At 73.2% G+C, this 23827-nt stretch carries 27 protein-coding genes; 12 read left to right on the forward strand and 15 right to left on the reverse strand.

Annotated features, from left to right (window positions below):
* Positions 1-94 precede the first annotated feature (94 nt).
* The 6 genes from HS048_RS01155 to HS048_RS01180 form a co-directional block, all read right to left on the reverse strand.
* Positions 95-1192, reverse strand: a complete 1098-nt coding sequence (locus HS048_RS01155; protein WP_196465874.1) for a hypothetical protein — start codon at positions 1190-1192, stop codon at positions 95-97.
* A complete protein-coding gene (locus HS048_RS01160) occupies positions 1186-1746 on the reverse strand; it encodes a hypothetical protein (RefSeq protein ID WP_084008895.1) in 561 nt (186 codons plus the stop codon). Before HS048_RS01160 ends, HS048_RS01155 begins: the two co-directional genes overlap by 7 nt.
* A gap of 133 nt (positions 1747-1879) precedes the next feature.
* On the reverse strand, positions 1880-2680 hold the full coding sequence (locus HS048_RS01165; RefSeq protein ID WP_196465875.1) for an oxygenase MpaB family protein: 801 nt from the start codon (positions 2678-2680) through the stop codon (positions 1880-1882).
* A 266-nt stretch (positions 2681-2946) separates the two neighbouring features.
* Positions 2947-3687, reverse strand: coding sequence for a DUF3618 domain-containing protein (locus HS048_RS01170; RefSeq protein WP_068902242.1), 741 nt, complete (start codon positions 3685-3687; stop codon positions 2947-2949).
* Entirely contained in the window at positions 3663-4061 is a 399-nt protein-coding gene (locus tag HS048_RS01175) for a phage holin family protein (RefSeq protein ID WP_068902240.1), read from the reverse strand. The genes HS048_RS01170 and HS048_RS01175 overlap by 25 nt, the downstream gene beginning before the upstream one ends.
* Entirely contained in the window at positions 4058-4867 is an 810-nt protein-coding gene (locus tag HS048_RS01180) for a hypothetical protein (protein WP_196465876.1), read from the reverse strand. Before HS048_RS01180 ends, HS048_RS01175 begins: the two co-directional genes overlap by 4 nt.
* A gap of 280 nt (positions 4868-5147) precedes the next feature.
* On the opposite strand from HS048_RS01180, the gene HS048_RS01185 reads away from it, so the two are divergent.
* Genes HS048_RS01185 through HS048_RS01200 form a run of 4 tightly spaced genes read left to right on the forward strand, consistent with a single transcriptional unit; the run spans position 5148 to position 8805 of the window.
* A complete protein-coding gene (locus HS048_RS01185; RefSeq protein ID WP_307832330.1) occupies positions 5148-6278 on the forward strand; it encodes a substrate-binding domain-containing protein in 1131 nt (376 codons plus the stop codon).
* A 5-nt stretch (positions 6279-6283) separates the two neighbouring features.
* The gene (locus tag HS048_RS01190) at positions 6284-7075 is read left to right on the forward strand and encodes an ATP-binding cassette domain-containing protein (protein ID WP_231647580.1); all 792 of its coding nucleotides are present in this window, start codon (positions 6284-6286) and stop codon (positions 7073-7075) included.
* Positions 7068-8348 carry a sugar ABC transporter permease gene (locus tag HS048_RS01195; protein ID WP_196465877.1) on the forward strand — a complete coding sequence of 427 codons (1281 nt, stop codon included), beginning with the start codon at positions 7068-7070 and terminating at the stop codon, positions 8346-8348. Before HS048_RS01190 ends, HS048_RS01195 begins: the two co-directional genes overlap by 8 nt.
* Positions 8349-8379: 31 nt before the next feature.
* A complete protein-coding gene (locus HS048_RS01200; protein WP_153054562.1) occupies positions 8380-8805 on the forward strand; it encodes a hypothetical protein in 426 nt (141 codons plus the stop codon).
* Positions 8806-8830: 25 nt separating this feature from the next.
* On the opposite strand, the gene HS048_RS01205 is transcribed toward HS048_RS01200, so the two are convergent.
* Both HS048_RS01205 and HS048_RS01210 read right to left on the reverse strand, forming a co-directional pair.
* Positions 8831-9859: a sensor histidine kinase gene (locus tag HS048_RS01205; protein ID WP_196465878.1), complete on the reverse strand. Its 1029-nt coding sequence runs from the start codon at positions 9857-9859 to the stop codon at positions 8831-8833.
* The gene (locus HS048_RS01210) at positions 9856-10152 is read right to left on the reverse strand and encodes an STAS domain-containing protein (RefSeq protein WP_196465879.1); all 297 of its coding nucleotides are present in this window, start codon (positions 10150-10152) and stop codon (positions 9856-9858) included. Before HS048_RS01210 ends, HS048_RS01205 begins: the two co-directional genes overlap by 4 nt.
* Before the next feature lie 306 nt (positions 10153-10458).
* Here HS048_RS01210 and HS048_RS01215 point away from each other — a divergent pair, with 306 nt between their 5' ends.
* The 3 genes from HS048_RS01215 (at position 10459) to HS048_RS01225 (ending at position 13058) form a co-directional block, all read left to right on the forward strand.
* Complete coding sequence (locus HS048_RS01215) at positions 10459-11433, forward strand: NAD-dependent epimerase/dehydratase family protein (RefSeq protein WP_196465880.1); 975 nt, start codon at positions 10459-10461, stop codon at positions 11431-11433.
* 438 nt (positions 11434-11871) lie between these two features.
* A complete protein-coding gene (locus HS048_RS01220) occupies positions 11872-12636 on the forward strand; it encodes a hypothetical protein (RefSeq protein ID WP_196465881.1) in 765 nt (254 codons plus the stop codon).
* A 50-nt stretch (positions 12637-12686) separates the two neighbouring features.
* Complete coding sequence (locus HS048_RS01225; protein WP_068902225.1) at positions 12687-13058, forward strand: VOC family protein; 372 nt, start codon at positions 12687-12689, stop codon at positions 13056-13058.
* A 52-nt stretch (positions 13059-13110) separates the two neighbouring features.
* On the opposite strand, the gene HS048_RS01230 is transcribed toward HS048_RS01225, so the two are convergent.
* Positions 13111-13845: an aspartate/glutamate racemase family protein gene (locus HS048_RS01230; RefSeq protein WP_230880680.1), complete on the reverse strand. Its 735-nt coding sequence runs from the start codon at positions 13843-13845 to the stop codon at positions 13111-13113.
* Positions 13846-13923: 78 nt separating this feature from the next.
* Between HS048_RS01230 and HS048_RS01235 the strand changes: the two genes are divergently transcribed.
* The 4 genes from HS048_RS01235 to HS048_RS01250 all read left to right on the forward strand — a co-directional run bounded on the left by HS048_RS01235 (position 13924) and on the right by HS048_RS01250 (position 17266).
* Complete coding sequence (locus HS048_RS01235) at positions 13924-14850, forward strand: LysR substrate-binding domain-containing protein (RefSeq protein ID WP_196465882.1); 927 nt, start codon at positions 13924-13926, stop codon at positions 14848-14850.
* A gap of 238 nt (positions 14851-15088) precedes the next feature.
* Positions 15089-16360, forward strand: coding sequence for a GAF domain-containing sensor histidine kinase (locus HS048_RS01240; protein WP_196465883.1), 1272 nt, complete (start codon positions 15089-15091; stop codon positions 16358-16360).
* 13 nt (positions 16361-16373) lie between these two features.
* Entirely contained in the window at positions 16374-16940 is a 567-nt protein-coding gene (locus HS048_RS01245) for a GNAT family N-acetyltransferase (RefSeq protein WP_196465884.1), read from the forward strand.
* 5 nt (positions 16941-16945) lie between these two features.
* Entirely contained in the window at positions 16946-17266 is a 321-nt protein-coding gene (locus HS048_RS01250) for a hypothetical protein (protein ID WP_196465885.1), read from the forward strand.
* 35 nt (positions 17267-17301) lie between these two features.
* Here HS048_RS01250 and HS048_RS01255 read toward each other — a convergent pair whose 3' ends face one another.
* Positions 17302-17973: a methyltransferase domain-containing protein gene (locus HS048_RS01255; RefSeq protein WP_196465886.1), complete on the reverse strand. Its 672-nt coding sequence runs from the start codon at positions 17971-17973 to the stop codon at positions 17302-17304.
* Between the two features lie 433 nt (positions 17974-18406).
* On the opposite strand from HS048_RS01255, the gene HS048_RS01260 reads away from it, so the two are divergent.
* On the forward strand, positions 18407-19426 hold the full coding sequence (locus HS048_RS01260) for a serine hydrolase (protein WP_196465887.1): 1020 nt from the start codon (positions 18407-18409) through the stop codon (positions 19424-19426).
* Between the two features lie 27 nt (positions 19427-19453).
* On the opposite strand, the gene HS048_RS01265 is transcribed toward HS048_RS01260, so the two are convergent.
* The 5 genes from HS048_RS01265 to HS048_RS01285 all read right to left on the reverse strand — a co-directional run bounded on the left by HS048_RS01265 (position 19454) and on the right by HS048_RS01285 (position 23812).
* A complete protein-coding gene (locus HS048_RS01265; RefSeq protein WP_196465888.1) occupies positions 19454-19912 on the reverse strand; it encodes a pyridoxamine 5'-phosphate oxidase family protein in 459 nt (152 codons plus the stop codon).
* Between the two features lie 245 nt (positions 19913-20157).
* The gene (locus tag HS048_RS01270) at positions 20158-21228 is read right to left on the reverse strand and encodes a winged helix DNA-binding domain-containing protein (protein ID WP_196465889.1); all 1071 of its coding nucleotides are present in this window, start codon (positions 21226-21228) and stop codon (positions 20158-20160) included.
* Positions 21229-21374: 146 nt separating this feature from the next.
* Complete coding sequence (locus tag HS048_RS01275) at positions 21375-22382, reverse strand: hypothetical protein (protein WP_196465890.1); 1008 nt, start codon at positions 22380-22382, stop codon at positions 21375-21377.
* 161 nt (positions 22383-22543) lie between these two features.
* On the reverse strand, positions 22544-23146 hold the full coding sequence (locus HS048_RS01280) for a hypothetical protein (RefSeq protein ID WP_196465891.1): 603 nt from the start codon (positions 23144-23146) through the stop codon (positions 22544-22546).
* 87 nt (positions 23147-23233) lie between these two features.
* Positions 23234-23812, reverse strand: coding sequence for a TetR/AcrR family transcriptional regulator (locus HS048_RS01285; protein WP_189237976.1), 579 nt, complete (start codon positions 23810-23812; stop codon positions 23234-23236).
* Positions 23813-23827: the final 15 nt, after the last annotated feature.

The following is a 23827-nucleotide window of genomic DNA, read 5'->3' on the forward strand; positions in this document are numbered from 1 at the left end:
CGGTCTGACCGCCGTCGTGGCCACTGCTTCCCCCTCTTCGGACTGTGACGATCTGCAGACTGCGATGGTCTTCAGGCTGTGGCGATCGCCGTCGTCATGCGGTGACGACCGACTGCGACTCGGCGACGCGGAACTCCTCGCTCGCCGTGGTGGTCAGGGACGGGAGCGGACCGCTCCGCCCGCCGGCCGTCCAGGTGACCTCCCAGACGACGGTGGCGGTCACCCGGTATTCCCCGTTAGGGGCGTCCATGCTCGAGTCGAGGTAGGTGTGGCCGCAGGTGGGCGAGGGGCGGCGCGGGTCGTCCCGGCCCTCGCGGTAGGCCGTGCCCGGACCCCGGCAGACCACCGTGGTGCCGTCGCCCATGTCCCAGTTCACCCGGGCCGGCCGGGCGAGGACGGTCGCGGTGGTCCCGCCCGCCGTGCCGGTGGCCGTACGGGGACGCCAGGACGCCCGCGAGATCGTGAGCCAGATCGGCAGCCGGACCAGTTGCAGGTCCTCGGGGCCCGGCGAGGAACCGATCTCCGGCTCGGGCAGGACGAGGCGGTCCACCGCCTCCAGGACGGCGGCCGGGGGGACGGGGGTCCCGGCGGCCCGCCCCCCGCCCGCCTGCGGGCGCGGTTTCAGGGGCTTCAGGGGGTCCAGGGGATCAAGCGGGTCCAGGAGGTCCAGCGGGTGGTCCAGCGGGCTCCGGGAACCGTCCCGCGGGTCCAGTGGGCCGCGGGGGTCCGGGGTGTACGGCAGGCCCGGCCGGCCCCGGAGCCCGGAGCGGCCGGCGCCCTCGGAGCGGTCCGCGCGCGAGTCGCCGCCGCCTCCGCCGCCCGCCGGGAGCCTCCCGGCCGCGGCCAGCCGCTTCCACCAGCGCCTGGCCCGCGCGGCGCACCCCGGCCCGCCTTCGGAGCCGCACCCGATGAGCTCGGCCACACCCCCCGTCGCCTCGACCGCACCCTCGGCGCCGGGGGCGGCGGGAGCGGCGACCCCGGCGGCTCCTCCGCTCCCGGCGGCCCTGATGATCTCCCTGCTCCCGGTGGACCCGGGGATTCCTCCGCTCCCGGCGGATCCCGTGGTCCCGGTGGATCCGGTGGTCCCGGTGCGGACGGCCGCCTCGGCGGCGGGGACGGCGGTCCCGGAGCCGGAGACCACGGTGAGGGCCGTGCAGCAGAGGGTGGTGATCGCGGCGGCGTGTCTCAGCATGTCCCGGCCTCCTTGAGCACGAAGCTCCTGACGTACCAGGAGCCTCCGCGCAGGACGAGACCCGCGGTGGTCCGGTGCCTGCCGGTGGGGGCGCCCCCGCTCACCCGTTCTCCGCTCCGCGTGCGGACCAGGAACCCGGTGTCGTCCACGCAGTCGATGACCTTGGCCCTGGTGGGCCCGGCCCCGGGTCTCAGCGAGGCGACCTCCGGACTCAGCACCGGCTCACCTCCGATCACCTGCTCCCGCTGCCGGGCGAGCCAGAGGCCGTGGCGCAGGATGGTCAGCGCGTCTCCGGTCGCGTGCCGGCCGAGGCCCCGGGCCTTCCAGTCCGCCGTCGCCGCCGCCGAGACGAACTCGCGCCACATGCCGCGGTAGGAGGCGAGCACGGCCTCCTCCGCCGCCGCCCGCGGGTCCGGCGGCGGAGTGGCCGAGGGAAGGGCGGTCGGCTCCAGGACGGAGACGGACTCGGCGGGCGCGGACTGACACCCGGTGAGCATGCACGTGACGACGGCCCAGGTCGTCAGCGGCCCATAGATGGCGCACCGTCGCCACATGACATGTCCTCGCTGGTCAAGAAGAGGTAACCACGTAGAGTAGTCACAGTAATGCGATGGGTCACCGAATTCCAGTAGCGGGGGCCATCGCGCCGGGTCCGGGTCCGCCGCGGGGTGCGCCTTTCCCCTCAGGTCATGACATGGCGGGGCGCCGCCCGGCCGGCCGTCTGCGCAGGTCGCCCAGATAGCGGTCCCGGGGCAGCGTGCGGACCCGCAGCGGCAGCCTCGGATAGACGACGGCCAGGAGCCGCATGAGCAGGCGGAAGCGCGCCCTCCGGGCGGGGGTCCAGCTCCAGCCGTACTGCTCGCGGATCGGCGCGGGCATCAGCCCCGCGGTGACGAGCCTGATCACCGGCAGGCCGGCGCGCGCGAACCACGGCACGTCGGGGTGGAGGACCTGCTCGGCGACGGCCCGCGAGGCGTCGCTGATCCTGAGGTTCGCCAGCATGTCCGCGTAGTAGGCGCGGAAGTCGGCGTAGGTCCGCGGCATCAGGTCCGGCGGGCAGCCGAGGATGGTGGCGAAGACCTTCGACTGCTCGTAGTAGGCGGCGAGCTCGTCACCGGACAACCGCCGGAAGACCGCCTCGTAGACGTGCACGGCCGTGGCGAAGAGGGTGGCGGCCACCCAGACCTGCAGCTCGGGATCACCGGCCCGGTAGCCGGGGCCGGTCACCCTGTCGTGCATCCGCGTCACGGCCGCGCTCAGCCGCTCGGCCTCCTCGCGGGTGCCCCAGGAGACGGCGTAGACCCACTGCATGGTGCCCCTGAGCCGGCCGAGCGGGTCCTCGGCGGTGTAGCTGTGGTCGTGGACGCCCTGGGCCACCTTCGGGTGGGCGGTCTGCAGCAGCGAGGCCGCGCCTCCGGCGACGAGCAGCACGGCCTCGCGGCCGATCACCCTGACCAGGTCGTCGTCCTCGAACAGTCCGTCGCTCATGCGACCATCGTAAGTAAGCATTTACTTTACGACAAGCGCCGCCAGCGGACCCGTGTGTTTCCCTACGCCGCGCGGCGGCCGTGCCGATGGCGGAGCGCTCTACGCCGCCAAGCGCGGAGGACGCGACCGGGTCGAGACGGCCGGGCCGGGCCCGGAACCGGCCGGAACGGCCACTGGGACCGCGGCCTGAGCCCGTACGGCCCGCCCCCGGAGGTCGTACCGGGGACGGGCCGCTCGGACCGCTCGGAGAGCGTTCCGGCCCGCGATCAGGAGCCGAACGTGGAGCGGGTCTGGCCGGCCACCTGCTGGGCCTGCTCCCGGGCGTGGTCGCCGGTGGCCTTGGCCGCCTCGGCGGCCGTCTCCTTGACCTGGCGGCCGGCCTCCTGCGCGGCCTCCTTGGCCTCCTCGCCGAGGCGCTGGGCCGATTCCAGCACCGCGTCCTTGACCGGCGCGACCATCTCGCCGGCCTGGTCGCGGAGCTGCTCGGCGGCCCGCTGCTCGGCCTCGGTCTTCGGGATGAGGGTGGCCGCGAGCAGTCCCGCGCCGAAGGCGATCAGCCCGGCGGCCAGCGGGTTGCCCTGGGCCCCCCGCATGGCCTGCTCCGGCGCCCCCCTGACGGCCTCCGCGGCCTGCTGCGCACCCTGCTTGACGGTTCCGGCGGCCTCCACGGCGGTCTCCTTGATGGTCCCGGCGGCGTCGGCCGCCGTGTCGCGAACGGTTCCGGCGGCGTCGGCGGCCGTGTCCCGGACGGTCCCGGCGGCGCCCGCCGCCGTCTCCCGGACGCTGTGGGCGGCCTGCCCGGCCTGCTGCCGCACCTGGTGGGCGGCGTGCACCGGGGTGCCCATCACCCGCTCCCGGACCATCTGCATCCGTCGGCGCATCCGGCCGGTACGGCGCTGCACGATCCGCGCCGGGCTGGTCTTGTCCGCGAGCCGGTCCACGTCCGCCGCCAGCTCCGCCCGGGTGGCCGCGATCTCGGCCCTTATCTGGTCAGGTTCCGCGCCCATCGCGCATCCTCCTTGAGCGTTTCGATCGTCTGCTCGGGCTTGGGCGACACCTGCCGCAACCGGGCCTTGCCGGTCACGAACAGGGCCGCGCCGGCCCCCGCCCACAGGGCCGCGACGATGAGCGCGGCCCAGCCCAGGTCCATGACGTTGCCGAGGCCGAACATGACCGCCAGCGTCACCAGCAGCGCGACCATGTAGCCGGCGAACCCGGCTCCGCCGAGCAGGCCCGCGGCCTTGCCGGCCTTGGCGGCCTCCTGGCGGATCTCGGCCTTGGCCAGCTCCACCTCCTGGCGGAACAGCTTCGACAGGTCCTCCCCGATCTCACCTACCAGCTGCCCCAGTGTGGGCGGCTCGGGTTCGAGGGGCGAGCTCATCGCGGCTCACCGTCCCAGCCCGTCGGCGGAGGGGTGACGGGCGTCCCGGGGAAGCGCTCCTCCCCGAACGCCGGCTCGGTTCCGGCCGTCCGGCCCGGGGTCGCGGGCGGGACGGGGGGCGTGACCGGTGCGGGCGGGACCGGCGGGATCGGGGTCGTCGGCGAGCCGGACACGCCGGTGCCCGCGGCGCCCCAGGTGCCCGCCGTACCGCCCGTGGTGCCCCAGGTGCCCGCCGTGCCGCCCGCTGTGGCCGGGCCCGGGTCGTCCGCGCCGCTCCACGCGCCCGCCGTACCGGTTCCGGTACCCGTCTGGCTTCCGGTGTCCGACGCGGCCTTGGCGATCCGGCCGACCAGGAATCCCGCGGCCAGCGCACCGGCGAGGAACGCTCCAGGACGGCGGCGCGCGAAGTTCTGGACCTCCTGCACCACGCCGGCCAGGCCGTGCTCGTCCAGGTAGTCGGCCGCTCGCCGTCCTCCGTCGGCGACCTGCTGCACCACTCCGGAGACCGGGGAGTCGGGCTTGACCGCGTCGCCGACCGAGGCCAGCTCGTCGGCCCACTGCCGGATCCCCTGGGCGGCGCGCCTGCCCTGCTGCCGCGCCTGCTCGTTCGCGCGCTCACGCAGCTGGTCCGCCACGCGGCGGGCCTGCTCCCTGGCCTCTCCGGCCACCGCTCTCGTCTGCTCCTTGGCGGTGCCGGCCACCTCCCCGACAGCCGACCTGGTCTGCTGCGCGGCCTCTCTGGCCGTCTCGCGGAGCTCCCCGCCCTCTGCCGGGCGCTCCCCCGCCCTGGTTGGGTACTCGTTCACCGATGCCTCCAAAGGTCGTGCATCCTCGGTTGCCGCGGCCTCTGCCCAGGTACCCATCCGCCATACACAAACCCCCCGAAACAATTTCAAACCTCACTCACCTTCCTGATTCTTCTTATTCACCTCGCACTCCCCGATTCGCCCAAGACCCCGGCTGACGTGCAGCTTCCTCTCCAAGTCATCGTCAAGGTCGGTTTCCAGTGAGAATCCCGATTTCGCCCCCGGGTACGGCCAGCGGAGTACGGACGGCATCGGTTCCGGTGCGTGATCGGGGGATCCAGTGAAGACGGTTCGATGGGCGGTGGGCGGCGCCGCGCTCGTCCTGGCGTTCGGGATGGCGGCCTGCGGGAGCGCGAAGGAGGCGGGCGGCGGCGGCACCATGACCCCGGCCGGCACGTCCCCCGGCGCCACGGGCGGCACCGGGGCGTCGAGCTTCAAGATCGGCCTGCTGCTGCCGGAGTCGAAGACCGCGCGCTACGAGAAGTTCGACCGCCCGTACATCACGCAGGGGGTGGCGACGCTCTGCCCGGCCTGCGAGGTCGTCTACGCCAACGCCAACCAGGACCCGAACCAGCAGCAGCAGCAGGTCGACTCGATGCTCACCAACAACGTCAAGGTGCTCATCCTCGACGCGGTGGACGCCAAGGCGATCGCCTCCTCGGTGGCGAAGGCCAAGCAGCAGGGCGTCAAGGTGGTCGCCTACGACCGGCTCGCCGGCGGCCCCGTCGACGCCTACACCTCCTTCGACAACGTCCAGGTCGGCAAGATGCAGGGCGAGGCGCTGCTCAACGCCCTCAAGGAGGGCGGCGACCCCAAGCGCGGCCCGATCGTGATGGTCAACGGCTCGCCCACCGACCCCAACGCGGCCGACTTCAAGAAGGGCGCCCACTCCGTCCTCGACGGGCAGGTGACCATCGGCAAGGAGTACGACACCCCGGACTGGAGCCCCGACCAGGCCAACACCCAGGCGGCCGGGGCGTTCACCGCGCTCGGCGCGGACAAGGTCATCGGGATCTACTCCGCCAACGACGGCATGGCGGGCGGCATCGCGCGCGCCATGCAGAACGCCGGGGTGCCCAAGGGGACCCCGCTGACCGGCCAGGACGCCGAACTCGCCGGCATCCAGCGCATCCTGCTCGGCACCCAGACGATGACCATCTACAAGCCGATCAAGCCCGAGGCCGAGAACGCCGCCCGGCTCGCCTACGACCTCGGCTCCGGCAAGGCCGTGCAGGGCGCCACGACCGTGGACAACGGGAGCGGCTCCCCGATCCTCGCCCTGATCATCCAGCCGATCGTGGTCACCAGGGACAACATCAAGGACACGGTGGTCAAGGACGGCTTCTGGACGGTCGAGGAGATCTGCACCGCCGACGTCCAGGCCGCGTGCAAGGCCGCCGGGCTGTCATGACCGCCGTGAGCGGGGAGCCGGTCCTCGCCGTCGAGGGGATCTCCAAGCGCTTCGGCGCGGTGCAGGCCCTGTCGGACGTCGACCTCGACGTCCACGCGGGCGAGGTGGTCGCCCTGGTCGGCGACAACGGCGCGGGCAAGTCCACCATCATCAAGGTGATCGCGGGCGTGGGCCCGGCCGACAGCGGCGAGATCCGCTGGGAGGGCCGGCCCGTCACGATCACCAGCCCCGGCGCGGCGCAGTCGCTCGGCATCGCGACCGTCTACCAGGACCTCGCCCTCTGCGACAACCTCGACGTGGTCGGCAACCTGTTCCTCGGCCGGGAGCTGGGCCGCCTCGGCGTGCTGGACGAGGTCGCGATGGAGAAGCGCTCCCGCGACCTGCTGCACACGCTCTCCATCAGGATCCCCAGCGTCCGCATCCCGGTGGCGTCCCTGTCCGGAGGCCAGCGGCAGACCGTGGCGATCTCCCGGTCGCTGCTGGGCGAGCCCAGGATCGTGATCCTGGACGAGCCGACCGCGGCCCTCGGCGTCGAGCAGACCGCCCAGGTCCTCGACCTGGTGGAACGGCTCCGCGGCCAGGGACTCGGGGTGATCCTGATCAGTCACAACATGGTCGACGTGATGGCGGTCGCCGACCGCGTCGCCGTCCTGCGCCTGGGCCGCAACAACGGTTTCTTCGACACCGGGCGGACCACCCAGGAGGAGATCATCGCCGCGATCACCGGGGCGACCGACAACGTGGTCATGCGCCGCCGGGCCCGTACCGGCCGGGCCGAGGAGGCTCCCGATGGCTGACAGGGGAAAGCACCGGGCGGACGAGCCCGCGGGCCCGGCCGGACCGGCCGCCGAGGCCCAGTTCGACCCCCGGCTGCTCGTCCGGGAGAAGGGCGCGGCCGGATACGTCGAGGAGTTCAAGCGCCGGGTCAGGGGCGGCGAGCTCGGCTCGCTGCCCGTCATCGTCGGCCTGGCCGTCATCTGGATCGTCTTCCAGAGCCTGAACAGCCAGTTCCTGTCCCCGCAGAACCTGTCCAACCTCAGCATCGACATCGTGGCGACCGGCCTCATCTCGGTCGGCATCGTCTTCGTGCTGCTGCTGGGGGAGATCGACCTGTCGGCGGGCGCGGTCAGCGGGGCGAGCGCGGCGGTGCTGGCCGTACTGCAGGTGAACAACGGCTGGCACCCGCTGGCGGCGATCGCCGCGGCCGTGGCGGTCGCCGTGCTGCTCGGGCTCGTCCACGGCGTGTTCTTCGCCAAACTCGGCGTGCCGTCGTTCGTGGTCACGCTGGCCGGGATGCTCGCCTGGACCGGGTTCCAGCTCTGGGTGCTGGGGCCCAGCGGCACGATCAACCTGCCCTACGAGGGCCTGGTCGCCGGCCTCACCAGCACCTACTTCACTCAGCTCATCGCCGCGTACGGCCTGGCGGGCCTCGTCACGGCCGGGTTCTTCGCCGCCTCGGTCCTCGGCAACGCCCGCCGCCGCGCCGCGGGCATCCCCTCCCGGACGATGGCCGACGTCATCCTGCGCACCCTGGTCCTGGCGTTCGTCGTGTTCGGCGTGGCCCACGTGCTCAACCAGTACAAGGGGCTGCCGCTGGCCCTGCTGATCTTCCTCGTGGTGGTGGTCGCCGCCGACTTCGTGCAGCGCCGTACCCGCTACGGGCGGAAGGTCTTCGCCGTCGGCGGCAACATCGAGGCGGCCCGGCGCGCGGGGATCAACGTGGCCGCGATCCGCGTCTCGGTGTTCATGATCTCCGGTGCGATGGCGGCCGTCGGCGGCGTCTTCGCGGCCTCCCGCATCGCCTCGGCCAGCCAGGCGACCGGTCAGAGCAACGTGCTGATGATGGCCATCGCGGCGGCGGTGATCGGCGGCACCAGCCTGTTCGGCGGGCGCGGGACGGCCTACTCGGCCCTGCTGGGCATGCTGGTCATCCAGTCGATCTCCTCCGGGATGGCGCTGCAGGGCGTGAGCAACTCGATCCAGTTCATGGTCACCGGAGCGGTGCTGCTGGCCGCGGTGGTGATCGACTCGCTCTCCCGGCGCAGCCAGAAGGCCTCCGGCCGCGCCTGACCGTCCTCTCCCGACGGGGTACGGTCTGCACATGTCTGAGCGCAGCATGCCGAACGACGCGGCGTCCTGGGTCTGCCCCCACGGGCAGGATGCCCGCCGCGGTTGCGTGACCTGCTACGAGGAGGCGTCGGAGGCCGCCCCCGGGACGCCCTCCTGGGAGGTCGCCGCGTGGTTCACCGCCCCCCGGCCGATCCCCATCAGGACCCTGCAGGACGTCCACCGGCACGGCCGCAGCTTCGCCATCGACCAGCCCTCCACCCCGCTCGTCTACCTGCTGACCGGCCGGACGTCCGCCCCCGACAGCGTGCAGGCCGTCGCGGGGGTGGTGGGGTTCCTGCTGCACAACCGCCACGTGGTCACCGGCTTCACCGTGACGGAGACGCGGGCCACCCTCCTGCCCCGCACCGACACCGGCGGGGCCCGCACGACGGACACCTGGCTCGACGACACCCCCTGAGCCGCGGCGCGACCGCCGCGGTCCGTCAGGCGTTCGCCAGGCCCTCGGGGCTCCCGGTGAACCCGGCGTCCTCGATGCTCCTGAGGTGCTCCAGGGGGTCGGCCCCGTCCACGTCGAAGTAGACGCGGATCGTGGTGCCGCCCTGGCCCGTGTGGATGCGGACCAGGTCGCTGAGGAGGTTCGTCACGAGCAGCCCGCGCGAGCCGAGCTGGTGGATCGGGGTCGGGCACCGTCCGGCGAGCGGGTCGGTGATGTGGCCGCCGTCGCTGACGTCGAACACCACCCGGTCACCCTCCTGCCAGACGCGCAGGGTCCCCGAACCGCCGCCGTAGTCGAGGCTGTTGGCCGCCAGTTCACTGGCGATCAGCCGCAGGTCCTCCAGGCGCTCGCCGGTCAGGCCGATCCTGGCCGCGTGCTCGGTGGCGAAGGCGCGGACCCGGCCCAGCGGATCGTCGCCGAAGCCCTGGCCGTAGCGCATCACCGCGGCGTCCTCCGGGGCGGGCAGCGGCCGGTTGCAGTCGCGCAGGACGCGCTCCAGCGCGTAGTGGGCGCTCGCCGACGCGACGGAGCCGTCCACGAGGACGGGGTGGGTCATCCGCGCGTCCTCGATGACCTCGTGAGGCAGCCCGCGGAGGTCGTAGGGGCACAGGATGGTGACGTCCCGGCCGGAGAACGCGAGGTTGATCAGCGCCTCGTGCTGGAGGCACGCCGGGTATTCGGTCGCCGACCGGCCCGGCCAGATCGGTTCGCCGATGATGCGGACGCGCCGGCCCGGGTGCAGGTCGGTGAAGGCCCGCAGGACTCCCGGGATGATGCGCCCGGGGTTGCGTCCGGCCTCGCCCATGTCGATCAGCCGCACCTCCGCCGCCGCCGCGCCCAGCGCCCCGCGGATCAGCTCCAGGTTCCTGCCCGGCACCGCCACCGCGACCGGCTCTCCCGCGGCCAGTCCCTCCAGGAGGAAGGGCACGGTCCCCGCGAGGTATTCGTCGGCGTCCCGGTAGAAGAGCGCCGGATGCTCGAAGGGCTCGACGGTTGCGGACGGTGTGACGTTCATGGGCTCTCCACCACGACCGGAAGGCTGCCCGATCCGATCAGGGTCAGTACGGTTTTCAGTATGCGGGGCGGGTGATGCAGGAACATCCGTTTACCGGCAGGAAGGGTTCCCGCCGTATCGGTGATCAACCATGTCCCCCGGACGTCGATGAATCCGAGCTCCGCCAGATAGAGGTGGACGTCCTCACCCCTGGAGGCCACCGCGGCCAGCGCCTCCTGCCATGCCGTCCTGGTCGTGCGGTCGATCTCGCCGATCACTTCGAGGCCGGAGAGGGGCTCGATCAGGTTGATCACGAGACCCGGTGGAGAGGACTGCCGGACGGGGGAGACCGGCGGATCGGGCAGGGAGAGGCGGGGCGGGCCGTCCGGATTGGCCCTGGGCTGGATTGTCAAACGGACCACCCCGAAAATAGACAACCGACTGCCTCAACGTACCCGTTCCCCCGCCCGATGGGAAAAGGCGACCCGGCCCTTCCCGGGGAAAGATGCCCTGACCAGGGGGCGGTCCCGCCCGCGGAAAGGGACCCCGGCCAGGGGCGGTCCCGTCCGATCCCGTGGCCGCGCTCCCAGGTCCGCCCGGGGTGGGGAAGGATGCCTTACATGCGCATTCTGATCATCGGCGGCACCCGGTTCGTCGGCCGGCACATCACCGAGGCCGCGCTGGCGGCCGGGCACGACGTCTCCCTCCTGCACCGCGGCCGGACCGGCCCCGGTCTCTTCCCCGAGGCGGAGCACCTGCTCGCCGACCGCGACACCGGCCTCGCCGTCCTGGACGGCCGCGAGTGGGACGCGACGATCGACGTCAGCGCCTACCTGCCGTCCCAGATCGAGAACCTGGCCGGCTCCGTCTCCACCGGCCGGTACGTCTTCGTCTCCACCACGGCCGTCTACGCGCGCGGCCAGAAGCCGGGCTTCACCGAGGACTCCCCGCTCGCCGAGCTCGACGGCGGCGGCCCGGTCCCGGACACCGTGACGGGCGAGACGTACGGCCCGCTGAAGGTCCTGTGCGAGCGGACCGCGATCGAGCGGTTCGGCCCCGGCACGCTCGTCGTCCGCCCCACCTACGTGATCGGCCCGTACGACTACACCGGCCGCTTCACCTACTGGGTCAACCGCCTCGCCCGCGGCGGCGAGGTCCTGGCCCCCGGCGACCCGTCGGCCCCCATCCAGGTGATCGACGGGCGTGACATGGCCGCCTGGATCGTCGCCATGGCCGGACGCGGCGACGGCGGCACCTTCCACGCGGTCAGCCCGCCCCCGCCGTTCACCTTCGGCGACATGCTGGAGCGGATCGCGGCCGAGGTCGCCCCGCCCGGCACCACGCTGACCTGGGTGGACACGGACTTCCTGCACGCCGCCGGTCAGGACGGCCGCTCGCTCCCGCTCTGGGGCGAGGGTGAGGACACCTCGATCAACACCGCCGACCCGTCCGCCGCCCGCGCCGCCGGGCTGGACCCGCGCCCCTTCGGGCGGTCGGTGCGCGAGATCCGCGCCTCCGAGGCGGACTTCTCCGTGGAGACCACCGTCACCCCGGCCCGCGAGGCCGAGATCCTCACCGCCTGGCACGCCCGGTAACCGAATCGGGACCGGGACGGGAATCTGCCCGGTCGCTTCACGACTCGGGCGGATTCCCGAAGGGTCCGTCGTTCAGCCGGGACACGCAGGACCGAGCGTTCAGCTGGTCCGCCGTCCGACGGCTCCGGCTCGATCGTCGCCGGGGAGTGTCAACTGATCGGCCCGATGTCTCGTCTTATGTTCATACGGCGGTAGATCCGAGGATAATAGCGCTGGGTGAGCACGGTATAACCCAGCGTTTCACTGTTAACCGTCGGACACCGAGGTTATCTTGACGAGAAGCGAGCGAATCGAACACCGCATCGGGAAGCCCGGAGGAGGTCATCATGGCAGTCCTGCACACGGAGGACCGGGAAGACGACTTTGTGATCATCGACCTGACTCACGAGGAGTACGTCCGGGCACGCCAGCAGGCACTCGACGAGCTGGGGCTCAGCTATGAGCAGCTCGCCGAGCAGGCCCGGAGGCGGGATTTCTCCTCACCTGACGCCCACAGCCTCTGGCTCCGCATCAAACCGGTCCGACCTCAGGAAGATCTTCAGTCTGGCGCGTGACTTCGCCTCGGACATCCAGCATGTCCTGAATGCCACCATCTGCAACAACGCGAGCATCAACGCACAGCGGGACATCACCGACCCGAGTGTCATCGCCATCGGCAACCGGCTGACTGCGGCCTCCCTCCGCGGCGAACTCGTGCCGATCTGCGCACGCGGCAAGCCCACGGGATGGCTCAAGGTCGAATACCTCTGCAGTATCGACGGTGCGGGCAAATACCTCATGGTCGTGAACGCTTTCGTCGGCGTCTACGCCGCCGACGAGGCACGCACTCCCCTGTGTCATTTCGACTACGAACGCGACAAAGCCGATGGCTATCCCGAGGCGCATGTCCAGGTGTACGGCGAGTCCACTGCCCTGGCGACCTGGGGCGACCGTTTTGCGGATCGCGGTCTTCACCGCCTGCATCTTCCGGCGGGTCACAGAAGGTTCCGCTGGATCCTCGAAGACGTCATCGAGTTCCTGGTCAGTGAAGGCCTGGCTGTCCCCCATGACGACACCTGGCGAGACGCCCTGAAGCCGGGCCGCAAGAAGTTCATGCAGAGCCAGCTCCGGGCGGCGATCCGCAACGACACGGAGACAGCAGTGCTCTACCTCAGCGAGTGCGACTACTCCATCCATCCGCCCGAGACGGTACGCAGACGTTGACCGCCCCGCAGGGCCGCACAGCCTCGGACGGTTCTGCCAGAATCGGCGGCATGCTGGAGATCCGTACGGTCGTGATGGGCGTCGGCGACATGCGGCGCGCGGTGGAGTTCTGGACCCGGGCGCTGGGCTACGTGCCCCGCGAGGGCGAGGCGCGCGACGACTGGACGGTGCTCGTCCCGGCCGGCGGCGGCCACGGGGTCGCGGTGGCGCTCGACGTCAGCGCGACGCCCGTGCAGGAGCACCCGCGCGTGCACCTCGACCTCTACGCCCGCGACACCGCCGACCAGGCCGCCGAGGTCGAGCGGCTGGTCTCCCTGGGAGCCGAGCGGGTCGACTGGGACCTCTACCCCGAGGACCCCGACTTCGTCGTCCTCGCCGACCCCGAGGGCAACCGCTTCTGCGTCATCGACCCCACCCACTGATCCCCGCCCACAGGCCACCCGGTCCCGCCGCCCCGCACCGCCGAGACCGGTCTCACCGGCGCGGTCCGGCGGACTCCGGGACCGGCGCGGCCAGGGCCAGGTCCACGGCGCGCTCGACGTGGATGCGGGTGGAGTCGAACACCGGCACCGGGCTGTCCCGCCGGCCGATGAGCAGGGTGATCTCGGTGCAGCCGAGGATGACCCCCTCGGCCCCGCGGGCGGCCAGGTCCGCGATGACCCGCCGGTAGGCCTCGCGGGAGGCGTCCTCCACCCGCCCCCGGGTGAGCTCCCCATAGATGACGTCGTGCACCACCGTACGGCCGGGCTCGTCCGGGACCAGGACCTCGATCCCGTGCCCGCGCATCCGGTCGCGGTAGAACGCCATCTCCATGGTGAACCGGGTGCCGAGCAGGCCCACGGTGGTGAGCCCGGCGGCGGTGATCCGCTCGGCCGTCGCGTCGACGAGGTGCACGAACGGCACGGTGAGCGCGGCCTCCACCTCCGCCGCGACCCGGTGCATGGTGTTGGTGCAGAGCAGGACCAGCTCGGCCCCGCCGTCCTGCAGGGTCGCGGCCGCTCCGGCGAGCAGCCGCCCGGCCGCCTCCCAGTCGCCCGCCCGCTGCATCGCCTCGACCTCGGCGAAGTCCACCGTCAGCAGCAGGCTCCGGGCGCAGTGGTGGCCGCCCAGGCGGCGGCGGACCTCCTCGTTGAGCAGGCGGTAGTACTCCGCCGAGGACTCCCAGCTCATGCCGCCGATCAGGCCGATCGTTCTCATGGTCTCCGTCATGCACGCCATCCTGACCGGAGCGCGACCCCATAGGTAGACGTGTCCTCGTTGGCCGAGCCCAAAGGAATACTTATACGTATGGCCCAGGGAATGGACGTCCACCGCCTCCTCGTCTTCCGGGAGATCGCCCGCGCCGGGTCCGTCGCGGGTGCGGCCCGCGCCCTCGGCTGGACCCAGCCCGCCGTCAGCCAGCACCTGCGCCACCTGGAGCGGCAGGCCGGGACCGCCCTGGTGCTGCGCCGTCCGCGCGGCGTGCGGCTCACCGAGGCGGGCGAGGTTCTGCTCCGCCACGCCGACGCCATCGCCGTCCGGCTGCACGCCGCCGCCGACGACCTCGCCGCCCTGGTCCAGCTGCGGGAGGGCACCGTACGGCTGGCCGCCTTCCCCTCGGCGAGCGCCACGGTCGTCCCGGCCGCGATGAGCCTGCTGGGCCGCCGCCACCCCGGGGTGGACGTACGGCTCCGCGAGGCCGAGCCCCCGGAGGCGCTCGCCCTGCTCGCCGCCGGGGAGGCCGACCTGGCCGTGACGTTCGCGCACGCCGGGCAGGAGCCGGACGAGCAGCCCGGCCTGGTCCGGACGGCCGTCGGCGAGGACCCGGTCCGGCTGGTCCTGCCGCGCTCCCACCCGCACGCCGCGGGCGGCGACGAGCCGGTGGACCTGCGGACCCTGGCGGCGGAGAAGTGGATCGCGGGCTGCGAGCGGTGCGCGGCGAGTCTGCTGCGGACCTGCCGGGAGGCCGGGTTCACCCCCGACGTACGGCACGGCACCGACGACTACGTGGTCACCCAGGCGCTGATCGCCCGCGGTCTGGGCATCGGGCTGCTGCCCCGGCTCGCCCTGGAGGCCTTCACCGCCCCCGGCGTCGCCGTCCGCCCGGCCGCCGGGCTGCTCCCCCGGACCCTGCACCTGGTCCACCCCCGCGAGGCCGACCAGATCCCGGCGGTCCGCGCCGCCGTACGGGCCCTGCGCGACACGCTCGCCCCGCTCGCCCCGGCGCGCGGCTGAGCGCGAGCGGGCGGGAAACGCGGCCGGGCAGGAAACGCGGCCGGACCAGGGTCGCCTCCCGGCCGTGCCGGCGAGCCCGGTCACGGCGGTCGCGGTACGTGCCGCCTTCCACCCGCATGGACCGATCTGACCCGGTCTTTACCGGCCCGCCGGGGTGCGGCGCGCACCCGGCGGCCGGAACCGGGTAGGGCTTACCGGTGGGGACCCGACGACGGGCGGACGGGCGGGGAGATCGGAGATGACCAGGAAACCGGTGGCGGCCGACGAGACCGGGCGCGTGCGGGAGCTCGACGAGCTGAACGCGCTGGAGAGTCTGCTGGAGCCGGACTTCCAGGCCATCGCCATCTCCGCCGCGCACGTCTGCCGGGCGCCGATCGCACTGGTCAATCTGGTCGCCGAGAACCGCCAGTACGTCAAGGGCCGCGCCGGCACCGATCTGACCGGCGTGAACCCGCCGGTCCCCTTCTGCGATCACACCATCGCCGGACGGGAGCTGCTGGAGATCCCCGACGCCCACGCCGACCCGCGTTTCCGCGACGACCCGATCGTGACCGACCCTCCGCGGGTGCGCTTCTACGCGGGCGCCCCGATGATCAGCCGCCAGGGCAACGCCCTGGGCACGGTCTGCGTGATGGACCGCCGCCCGGACCGGCTGGACGACGCCCAGCGCCAGACCCTGCACACCCTGGCCACCCACGCCGTCACCCTGATCGAGCTGCACGGCCGGGCCCACCACGCCGACGAGGTCGTCCGGCGGCTGCACGCCCTGGAGCAGCTGAAGAACCAGTTCCTGAGCAGTATCAACCACGAGCTGCGCACCCCGCTCACCGCGATCCGCAGCTACCTGGAACTGGTCCAGGAAGGCGGCCTGGACGAAGCGACCGGGCGGCGCTTCCTGCGGGGCGTCGAACGCAACAGCGACCGCATGCTGCACCTGGTCAACACATTGCTCCTGATGGCCAGCCTGAAGGCGCAGACCGCCACCTTCAGCCCGGCCCGCGTCGACCTCTCCGAGCTGGCCCGTCAGGCGGTCGGGCGGTCCGCCCCGGCCGCCGAGTTCAAGCACCTGGCGCTGAACCTGCACGCCCCCGAGCGGGTGGAGGTCTGGGCCGACGTCGAGCAGCTGTGCAGCGCGCTGCTGCAGGTCCTGGACAACGCGATCAAGTTCACCCACCACGGTGGCGCCGTCGACGTGGTCGTCGTCTCCGACCCCGCGCCCGGGGTGGAGGTCCACGACACCGGCATCGGGGTGGAGTCGGACGACCTGCGGCGCGTCTTCGAGGAGTTCTACCGCACCCCGCAGGCCGAGGAGGAGGCCGCCGAGGGCACCGGGATCGGCCTGTCCATCGTCGAGAAGATCATGGAGATGCACGGCGGCACCGCCCGGATGGAGAAAGAGCTGCACGAGGGCGTGTGCGTCCACCTCACCCTGCCCCGGTCATCGGTTCCCCCGGCTCCCGAGGGGAGGAGCGGTGATCGTCGGCGTGCTGACACGGTCGGCCCGCGGTAGCAGAATCAGGCAGATGACGACCTCCGACCTCCCCCACGCCGCGTTCGCCCCCTCCGTCAGCGTCTCGGGGCTCGGTCTCCGGCTACGCGACTGGACCGACGAGGACCTGCCGGCGATGGCCGCGCTCTTCGACGAGCCGCAGGTGGACCGGTGGACCCCGCTCCGCTCGCCGTTCACCCTGGAGACCGCGCGGGCCTACCTCGCGCGGGCCCGGGAGGGCCGTGCCGCCGGTCTCCGCCTCCAGCTGGCGGTCACCGAGGACGGCGGGGCCCCGCTGGGCGAGGTGCTGCTCTTCCGCGCCTCCCCGGACGAGCGCGACGCGGAGCTCGGCTACGCGATCGGCGCCGCGCACCGGCGGCGGGGCCTGGCGACCCGGGCGGTCCGGCTGATGACCGGCTACGCCTACGACACCCTGGCGACGGACCGCGTGCTGCTGCGCATCGCCCCGGACAACGAGGCCAGCGCCGCGGTCGCGCGCTCCGCGGGTTTCCGCCTCACCGACGACGAGCCCGTCGTCCGGGACCGCGGCGACGGCACCGTCTCCCTGCTCACCTGGCGCCACGACCGCGGCTCCGAGTGACGACGATGCAGCCCGATCGCCCGCTTCCGGCCCTGACCCGGGCCGAGCAGGACTTCCTCGATCACTACCTGCGGATCCTCGAACTCCTGGGCCGGATCAACCCGGCCTCCGCCGAGTACACCTACGCCGGGGTCACCGCCGCGCAGGCGCTGGCGGCGGAGGCCGCCAAGCTGCGTGACGCGCTCACGCTGATGTACGACAGGGCGGAGAAGGAGATCCACCGCGAGCCCCTCGTCCGGGCGCTGCGGATCCTGGGCGCGGAGGACCGCCTCCGCAGGCTCGCCCTCCCGGGGCCGGGTCCGGGTCCGGATCAGGGACCCGCCTGATCCCCCGGCCGTCCCGCCCGGCTCGGGAGGATCGTTCAGGGCAGGACCCGGAGCCGGGGGCGGCGGCAGACCAGCACGCGGGCGGGCGGCACGTTCCGCCACACCGTACGGCTCACGACGATCTCGTCGAACCGCTCGTGCAGGCGGTGACGGAACTCCCTGGCCGCCGGGAAGAAGCTCGACGGATGCGCGGAGATGGTGGCGAACGCCGCCTCCGGCCGCATCACGGCGCAGATCTGGTCCAGGATCCGCTCCTGCTGGGACCCGTCGAACAGGGTCCACGGCAGCGCGCTGACCACCGCGTCCACCTCCCCGGCGCCGACGCCCGCCGCGTCGAGCAGCCTCCGCAGGTCGGCCGCGTCGCCCTGGACGACGTCGATCCGGGGCCGGGTGGCCCGCAGGTGCTCGGCCAGGTCCCGGTCGAGTTCGACGGCGAGATGGCGGCTCCCGGGCCGGAGCCGGTCCTGGACGGCGTCGCTGACCGGGCCCGTCCCGGCGCCGAGCTCGACCACGACGGCCTCGCGCGTGCTGGGCGCGATCGTGGCCAGCAGGCGGGCCACGCGCGCGCCGGTGGGCGCCATGGCGCCGATGGTGGAGGGCCGCTGCACGGCGGCGCCCACGAACGCCCGCACATCACCGGCACGCGTCGTGCGGTGCCCCTCCGCCACCGTGGACTCTGCGGCCGCGGGCCCTGCGGTCGTGGGCACCGGGGCCGTGGACGGGACCGGCGTGAGATGCCGGGCGGCTGAAGAAGGGGGCGTGGTGAACGTCATACGGCATGTCCCTCGGCAGTCGGGTGGAAAGGCGACGGCCCGTGCCACCGCCCTTACGGTGATCCCCTGCCCAGCGATGACCGGTGTACTCAATGCACGCGGGCCGGACCGGGCGGCTCGGCGTTCCCGGCGGACACCGGCCGGACGGGGCGGAGAGGCAGGGCGAGCCGAACGGGTGAACGGGACGCGCAGGCGAGCGGGACGCGTGCGGCGGAGCCCGGCGGACCCTGTGGTCTGCCTCAGTATCCGCTTCTGCGGTCAACCTCAGTTGACACAAACGATCCGCGTCAACCAGCATTGACGCCATGGCCGGAATCGACCACTCGTCCGCCCCCGGACCGGCCGGACCCACGGAGGAACAACCGTTATGACCACCACGACCTCCCTGGACGGCCTCGTGCGCCGGGCCGCGGACCGGCTCGCCGCCAAGCGGCGCGGCGCCGTCGCAGTCGGCGCAATCCTCGGCGAGGAGACCGCGATGCACGGCGCCGACCCGGGCACCCTGTTCGAGATCGGCTCGATCAGCAAGACCTTCACCTCCCTGGCCCTGGCCCGGCTGGTCGTACGCGGCGAGGCCGCCCTCGACCAGCCGCTGCGCGACCTGCTGCCCGAGGGCACCGCCGTACCGCGCCGCGACGGCGGGGAGATCGAGCTGGTCCACCTGGCCTGCCACACCTCGGGACTGCCCAAACTGCCCAGAGGGCTGCTGCCGCGCGGGCTGTTCAGCTCCGACCCCTACGCCGGCTGCACGCCCGGGATGCTGCTGGAGGGGCTGGGCCGTACCCGGCTGCGCTCGGCGCCGGGGCGCCGCTTCCGCTACTCCAACCTCGGCGCCGGCCTGCTCGGCCTGGCCCTGGCCCGCCGCGCCGCCGGCGGTACGGGCTCCGGCACCGACTACGACGAGCTCGTCCAGGCGGAGATCTGCCGGCCGCTCGGCATGGCCGACACCGGGGTGGCCCTCGACGCAGACCGCACCGCCCGGCTGGCACCCGGCCACTCCCGCCTGGGCAGGCCCCGCCCCCGCTGGAACCTGGCCGCGCTCGCCGGAGCGGGCGGCCTGCACTCCACCGTGCCCGACCTGCTCCGGCTGGCGCGCACCCAGTTCGGTGACGCGCCGGACGGGCTCGCCGAGGCCGTGGCCCTCACCCACGCCACCGGCCACCGCATCACCGGCGGCGCGACGGTCCGCCCCGGCTGGATCGAGCTGCGGCAGCCTCCCGGCCGGGGCGAGCACCGGACCCTGTTCCACAACGGCGGCACCGGCGGCTACCGCTCCCTGCTGGCGGTCTCCCCCGAGCGCCGGGCCGCGGTCGTCGTGCTCGGCGCCGACGCGCGGTCGCCCGACCGCGTCGGCATGGACCTGCTCGCCGAACTCGCCGCCCGCTGACGGTCCCGCCGCCCCCGGCCGCCCCGGTCAGGGGACGAGCCACCGCCCGTCGCGCATGAGGTCGCGTCCTTCGAGCTCGTTCACCTCGCGCCAGGCCTGGATCCACCGGGGGCGGACGCGGAAGTAGCGGTAGGCGTCGCCGCTCTTCCTCGGGTCGAAGCCGGTCTTGACGGAGAAGGCGTCGCCCACCTCGTCCGGGATCTCGGAGATCTCCAGCACCTGCACGGTCCCCTCGATCAGGACGACGTCCCGGGTCTGCCCGATGCCGAGGCGGACCGTGCCGCCGGTCAGCAGGTTCCGGCCGGTCGGGGTGGAGCTCGACGTGGACAGCAGCAGGGTCTCGCCGTCCCAAAGGAAGGAGAGCGGCACCATGCAGGGGCTTCCGCTCTCCCCGTCCGCCGTGGCCACCCAAGCGTCGACGTCGCGTTCGAGCCGGTCGAGGGTGTCCTGCTTGCGCTGCTCCGGGGTGCGGGCGGGCGGGTTCATGCTGGAACGGCCTCCTGGTCGCCTTCGAAGATCGGCATCGACGCTACCCGAGCGGCGCCGGAACCCGGCCTCGGGGTGGCTCCGGGACGGCCGGTCGGGCGACGGCCGGAGCTCCGGAACGGCCGGTCGAGCAAAGGTCGGAGCTCCGGGACGGCCTGTCGGCCGGCGGCCGGGAACGTCCGCGCCGGCGTCCCCGCGGCGCGGCACCGGCGATCCCACGCCCCGAGCCGGGAGGACGGAGGAGTTCACACGATCCGGGCGGTGCGCGCCCCGATGAAGGGCAGCAGGCGTTCCGCCTCCGCGAGCACCGCTCCGGGGTCGGCGAGCGGCCGGAACGGCGAGACGAGCACGGCCCCGTCCTCCAGCGTCCACGTGCCTTCGACGAAGCCGTCCACGAGGAACGTCGGGACGCCGCCCGAGGCCGCCGGAGCAATGCGCCTGCGGTCCTCCTCACTGATCACCCGCGTGCGGTCCCGGTGCCCGAGCAGGACGTTGTCGAACGCGGGCAGGAACCGTACCGGGGCCGGCAGGTCGGCGTCCGCGAGCGTCGCCTCCGGCACGTCGAACAGCTCTCCGCCGTCCTCGGCCCGGTGGACGCGCAGGCGCGGCCTGAGCCCCTCCACCACCTCGCGCAGGCGGGTCACCCCGGACCAGGCCTGCACGTCCATGACGCTCGCCGGCCCGAACGCCGTCAGATAGCGCACGACCATCGTCTCGAGCCGCCGCTCCGGGGCCATGGGGACGCCCGTCCACTCCTCCGCGCGGGTCACCTCGATCGAGGAGCGGTTCCGCCACGCTCCCCAGACACCGGCCGACGGGCCGTGGACGAGCGGCTCCAGCAGCTCCACCGCGTCGGCGAGCCGGCGCGCGTGGCGTCCGGGGAACCGCTCGCCGAGCGACCGGCCCAGTTCGCCCCGCGTCAGCGTCCGGCCGCCGAGGACCTCCCGGCCGGCCCGCGCCAGCTCGTCGAGATCGACTCCCTCGATCTCCTGCGCGTAGTAGGAGTGCCGCAGGGCGGCGCCGATGACGGGCTCGACCGCGGGCCGCAGCCAGGCGAAGTCGTGGGCGCACACCAGGTGCACGGTCCTGCGGATCGCCGTCGAGCGCACCACGGCGCGGTCGTGGATCAGCACCTCCAGCTGCTCGTGCCGGAAGCTGTCGACGCGCGTCCACAGCCCGACGTACGGCCAGTTGGGTTCCTGCCCCTGGACGGCGACCAGGTGCCGGAGCACGTCCAGGGGCGCGCGGGAGGTACGGCCCAGCAGGAACTGCCGGTCGAGGAGGGTGCGGTTGAGGACGCGCCGGGAGATGATCAATGGTCCGCCTTCGGGAGGGTCGCGGCGTTTCACCGATGATCTCACCGATGCCGTTCCCGGCCGCCTCGGACCGGGCCTCCGCCCACCGGTCCCGATCCCGCGTCACCGCCCGGCACCACCGCCCGCACCACGCACACCACCCGGAATCACCGAGGACGGGAGGGCTCACCGCGTGACGCGTGCCCGCGGTCGCCGATCAGCAGCAGGAGCACCAGGAGGATCAGCAGCCCGGCGAGCGCGCCGAAGTGGTGCTCCAGCGTCAGCGCCCAGCGGGGCTCGGGGGACGGATACGCGGACGTGGCCGCGAACATGAAGAGCGCCCGCCACGAGCCCCAGGCGAACAGGGACCCGGAGGCCACCCAGGTCAGCAGCACGGGGACCCGGAACCGCATGCCGCTGCGCCGGCGGGTCAGCGTCCACACCCCCCAGGCGGCGATCAGGGCCCACAGGCCGTCGTTCGCGGTGAGGAGGTGCCACCGGAGGTCCCCGGTGCCGGGCCGCTCGAGACCGAGGGTGCCGCCCGCGCCCCAGTAGAGCTGCGGCAGGCCGATCACGGCGCAGACGGCCATCGCGATCCGGGCCGCCGTCACCTGCAGCGGTCCGCTCGCACCCGCCGGGGTCCCCTCCGCGTCCACCCGTCCGGCGAACGCCTCGGGCCACCTCTGCCCGGCGTAGAGGGGGGCCGCGACCGCCAGCCCGAGTGCGAACCCGGCGAAGGACAGGCCGATCAGGGGCAGCTCCCACGACGGCAGTGACGCGCTCCCCGCCGCGTCCCAGTCCTCCCTCGCCAGCAGCAGCATGACGGGAAGCAGGGGGATCATCGAGACCAGGAAGCCCATGCCGATCCACGCGGGCGACAGCAGCAGCCACGCGGGGATCCGCATGCCCCACCGCTGGCCCAGCGCCAGGCCCAGCAGGATCGCCGCACCCGCCATGCCGACGGTCATGGCGTTGACCGCCGCCCAGTCCAGCGTGCTCCAGGCACCGTCCTGGAGACCCCCGCCGCGCAGGCCGTCCACCGTCCAGAAGACCTTGATGACGAAGTACGGCAGCATCGCAAGGGCCGCGCCGTACGCCGCGACGCTCCGCGTCCTCGTCCACCGCGGCCCTGCCTCACCGGTCGCCGCTCCATCCGGCGCATGCGGAATCCGCACGGTTCCTCCTCTCCGCGCCACGGCCCTCTCCCGCGAGCGGGGCCGGGACCGTCTCGACGACATCCGCGGCCCGTCCCTCCGCGGCGTGGGCCGATCATCGCCGGGCTTCGCTGTGAGGACGCTGAGCGCGGCTGTGAGGACGCTGAGGACGTCCCGGAGGCTCAGGCGGCGCGGAACACGACGGTCGTGGTGAACGTCGTGCCGTCGACCTGCAGCACGTAGCAACCGGGCCCGCCGACCGTCGTCGTCCCCGGCAGATCGCTCGTCGGAGAGGTGAGCTCGGCATGGTGGCCGCCGTGGCGCTCCTCACCGGTGTAGGAGAACCTGCTGCTCGCGGTGCCCTTCCCGTCGATCCGGGCAGCCCGGACGAGGACCGGCCCGATGTATCCCGCGCTGATCCAGCGGACCTTCTTCACGTAGGAGCCGTCAGGCCCGCGGTCCTCGGGACGCAGTTCCAGGACGGTGCCGTCCCTGAAGTAGTCGGCGACCGGGTACACCGGCCCGTCGCCGAGCACCGCCGTCGCCACGCCGGGGCCGGACCACGGGCGCGGGACGGTGACAGGGCATCCGCCCCCCGCCGGGATGCGCGGGATCCGGAGCGGCCGGGGCGTCAACGCCGCCGGGGACGCCGAGGCCGACGGAGACGGAGCCGGTGGAGCGGCCGGATCCCGCGGCGGCGGAGCGTCGCAGGCCGTCACGGTCGGCGCGAGCAGAACGAGCAGCGTGAGCGGCACGAGCACTGCCGCCTGCCTCGGTGCCTTCACCAGAGCCACTATCGCCCAGAACGTCCGCGCTGTCACCGCCGGCGGGGAACGGCGGCCCGACCGGCCGCGTGCCGTACGGCGGCGGCTTCAGCCCGTCGTCGCGAAGCCGTGCAGCAGGGACCGGACCACCTCGTCGGGGTCGGGGAGGTCGAGGCCGAGCAGGCCCCGGTAGGCGACGAGCCCGGCGAACAGGTCGGTCAGCAGCCACAGGTCGCCGTCGGGGCGGAGTTCGCCGCGCTCGATCGCCCGCTCGTAGACCACCCAGGACCGGGCCATCCGGTCGCGCATGCTCGTGCGGACCAGGTCGGCCACCACCGGGTCGCGGCCGGTCTCACCCAGGACCTGGCGGCTCAGCGCGGCGAGCCGGTCGTCCCGCCAGACGGCCAGCGTGTCGGCGACCACCTGCCGCAGGTCACCGGCGAGCGAACCGGTGTCGGGGATGGCGACCTGCACGTCGAGCACCTGGGTCAGCGCGTCCAGCAGCAGGTCGCGCTTGGTCGGGTAACGGCGGAACACGCTGGCGCGGCCCACCCCGGCGTGCGCGGCCACCTCGTCCATCGTCATCTCCAGTCCGCGCTGGAGCAGCAGTTCCAGTACGGCGGCGCGGATCTTCGCGTCGACGGCCGGGTCCGGCCGGCGGCCTCGGGGGGACGGGGATGTCGACATATATGATACTTTCGA

This window comes from Planomonospora sp. ID91781, from assembly GCF_015711595.1.
Taxonomy (GTDB): Bacteria; Actinomycetota; Actinomycetes; order Streptosporangiales; family Streptosporangiaceae; genus Planomonospora; species Planomonospora parontospora.

Coding starts and splice junctions, on each gene's coding strand:
- HS048_RS01215 (WP_196465880.1), top strand. CDS start 10,459: ATGCGCATTCTGATCATCGGCGGCACCCGGTTCGTCGGCCGGCACATC.
- HS048_RS01250 (WP_196465885.1), top strand. CDS start 16,946: ATGCAGCCCGATCGCCCGCTTCCGGCCCTGACCCGGGCCGAGCAGGAC.
- HS048_RS01240 (WP_196465883.1), top strand. CDS start 15,089: ATGACCAGGAAACCGGTGGCGGCCGACGAGACCGGGCGCGTGCGGGAG.
- HS048_RS01175 (WP_068902240.1), bottom strand. CDS start 4,061: ATGAGCTCGCCCCTCGAACCCGAGCCGCCCACACTGGGGCAGCTGGTA.
- HS048_RS01245 (WP_196465884.1), top strand. CDS start 16,374: ATGACGACCTCCGACCTCCCCCACGCCGCGTTCGCCCCCTCCGTCAGC.
- HS048_RS01160 (WP_084008895.1), bottom strand. CDS start 1,746: ATGTGGCGACGGTGCGCCATCTATGGGCCGCTGACGACCTGGGCCGTC.
- HS048_RS01265 (WP_196465888.1), bottom strand. CDS start 19,912: ATGAACCCGCCCGCCCGCACCCCGGAGCAGCGCAAGCAGGACACCCTC.
- HS048_RS01220 (WP_196465881.1), top strand. CDS start 11,872: ATGAGCAGCTCGCCGAGCAGGCCCGGAGGCGGGATTTCTCCTCACCTG.
- HS048_RS01225 (WP_068902225.1), top strand. CDS start 12,687: ATGCTGGAGATCCGTACGGTCGTGATGGGCGTCGGCGACATGCGGCGC.
- HS048_RS01155 (WP_196465874.1), bottom strand. CDS start 1,192: ATGCTGAGACACGCCGCCGCGATCACCACCCTCTGCTGCACGGCCCTC.
- HS048_RS01235 (WP_196465882.1), top strand. CDS start 13,924: ATGGCCCAGGGAATGGACGTCCACCGCCTCCTCGTCTTCCGGGAGATC.
- HS048_RS01285 (WP_189237976.1), bottom strand. CDS start 23,812: ATGTCGACATCCCCGTCCCCCCGAGGCCGCCGGCCGGACCCGGCCGTC.
- HS048_RS01260 (WP_196465887.1), top strand. CDS start 18,407: ATGACCACCACGACCTCCCTGGACGGCCTCGTGCGCCGGGCCGCGGAC.
- HS048_RS01230 (WP_230880680.1), bottom strand. CDS start 13,845: ATGACGGAGACCATGAGAACGATCGGCCTGATCGGCGGCATGAGCTGG.
- HS048_RS01205 (WP_196465878.1), bottom strand. CDS start 9,859: ATGAACGTCACACCGTCCGCAACCGTCGAGCCCTTCGAGCATCCGGCG.
- HS048_RS01200 (WP_153054562.1), top strand. CDS start 8,380: ATGTCTGAGCGCAGCATGCCGAACGACGCGGCGTCCTGGGTCTGCCCC.
- HS048_RS01195 (WP_196465877.1), top strand. CDS start 7,068: ATGGCTGACAGGGGAAAGCACCGGGCGGACGAGCCCGCGGGCCCGGCC.
- HS048_RS01170 (WP_068902242.1), bottom strand. CDS start 3,687: ATGGGCGCGGAACCTGACCAGATAAGGGCCGAGATCGCGGCCACCCGG.
- HS048_RS01165 (WP_196465875.1), bottom strand. CDS start 2,680: ATGAGCGACGGACTGTTCGAGGACGACGACCTGGTCAGGGTGATCGGC.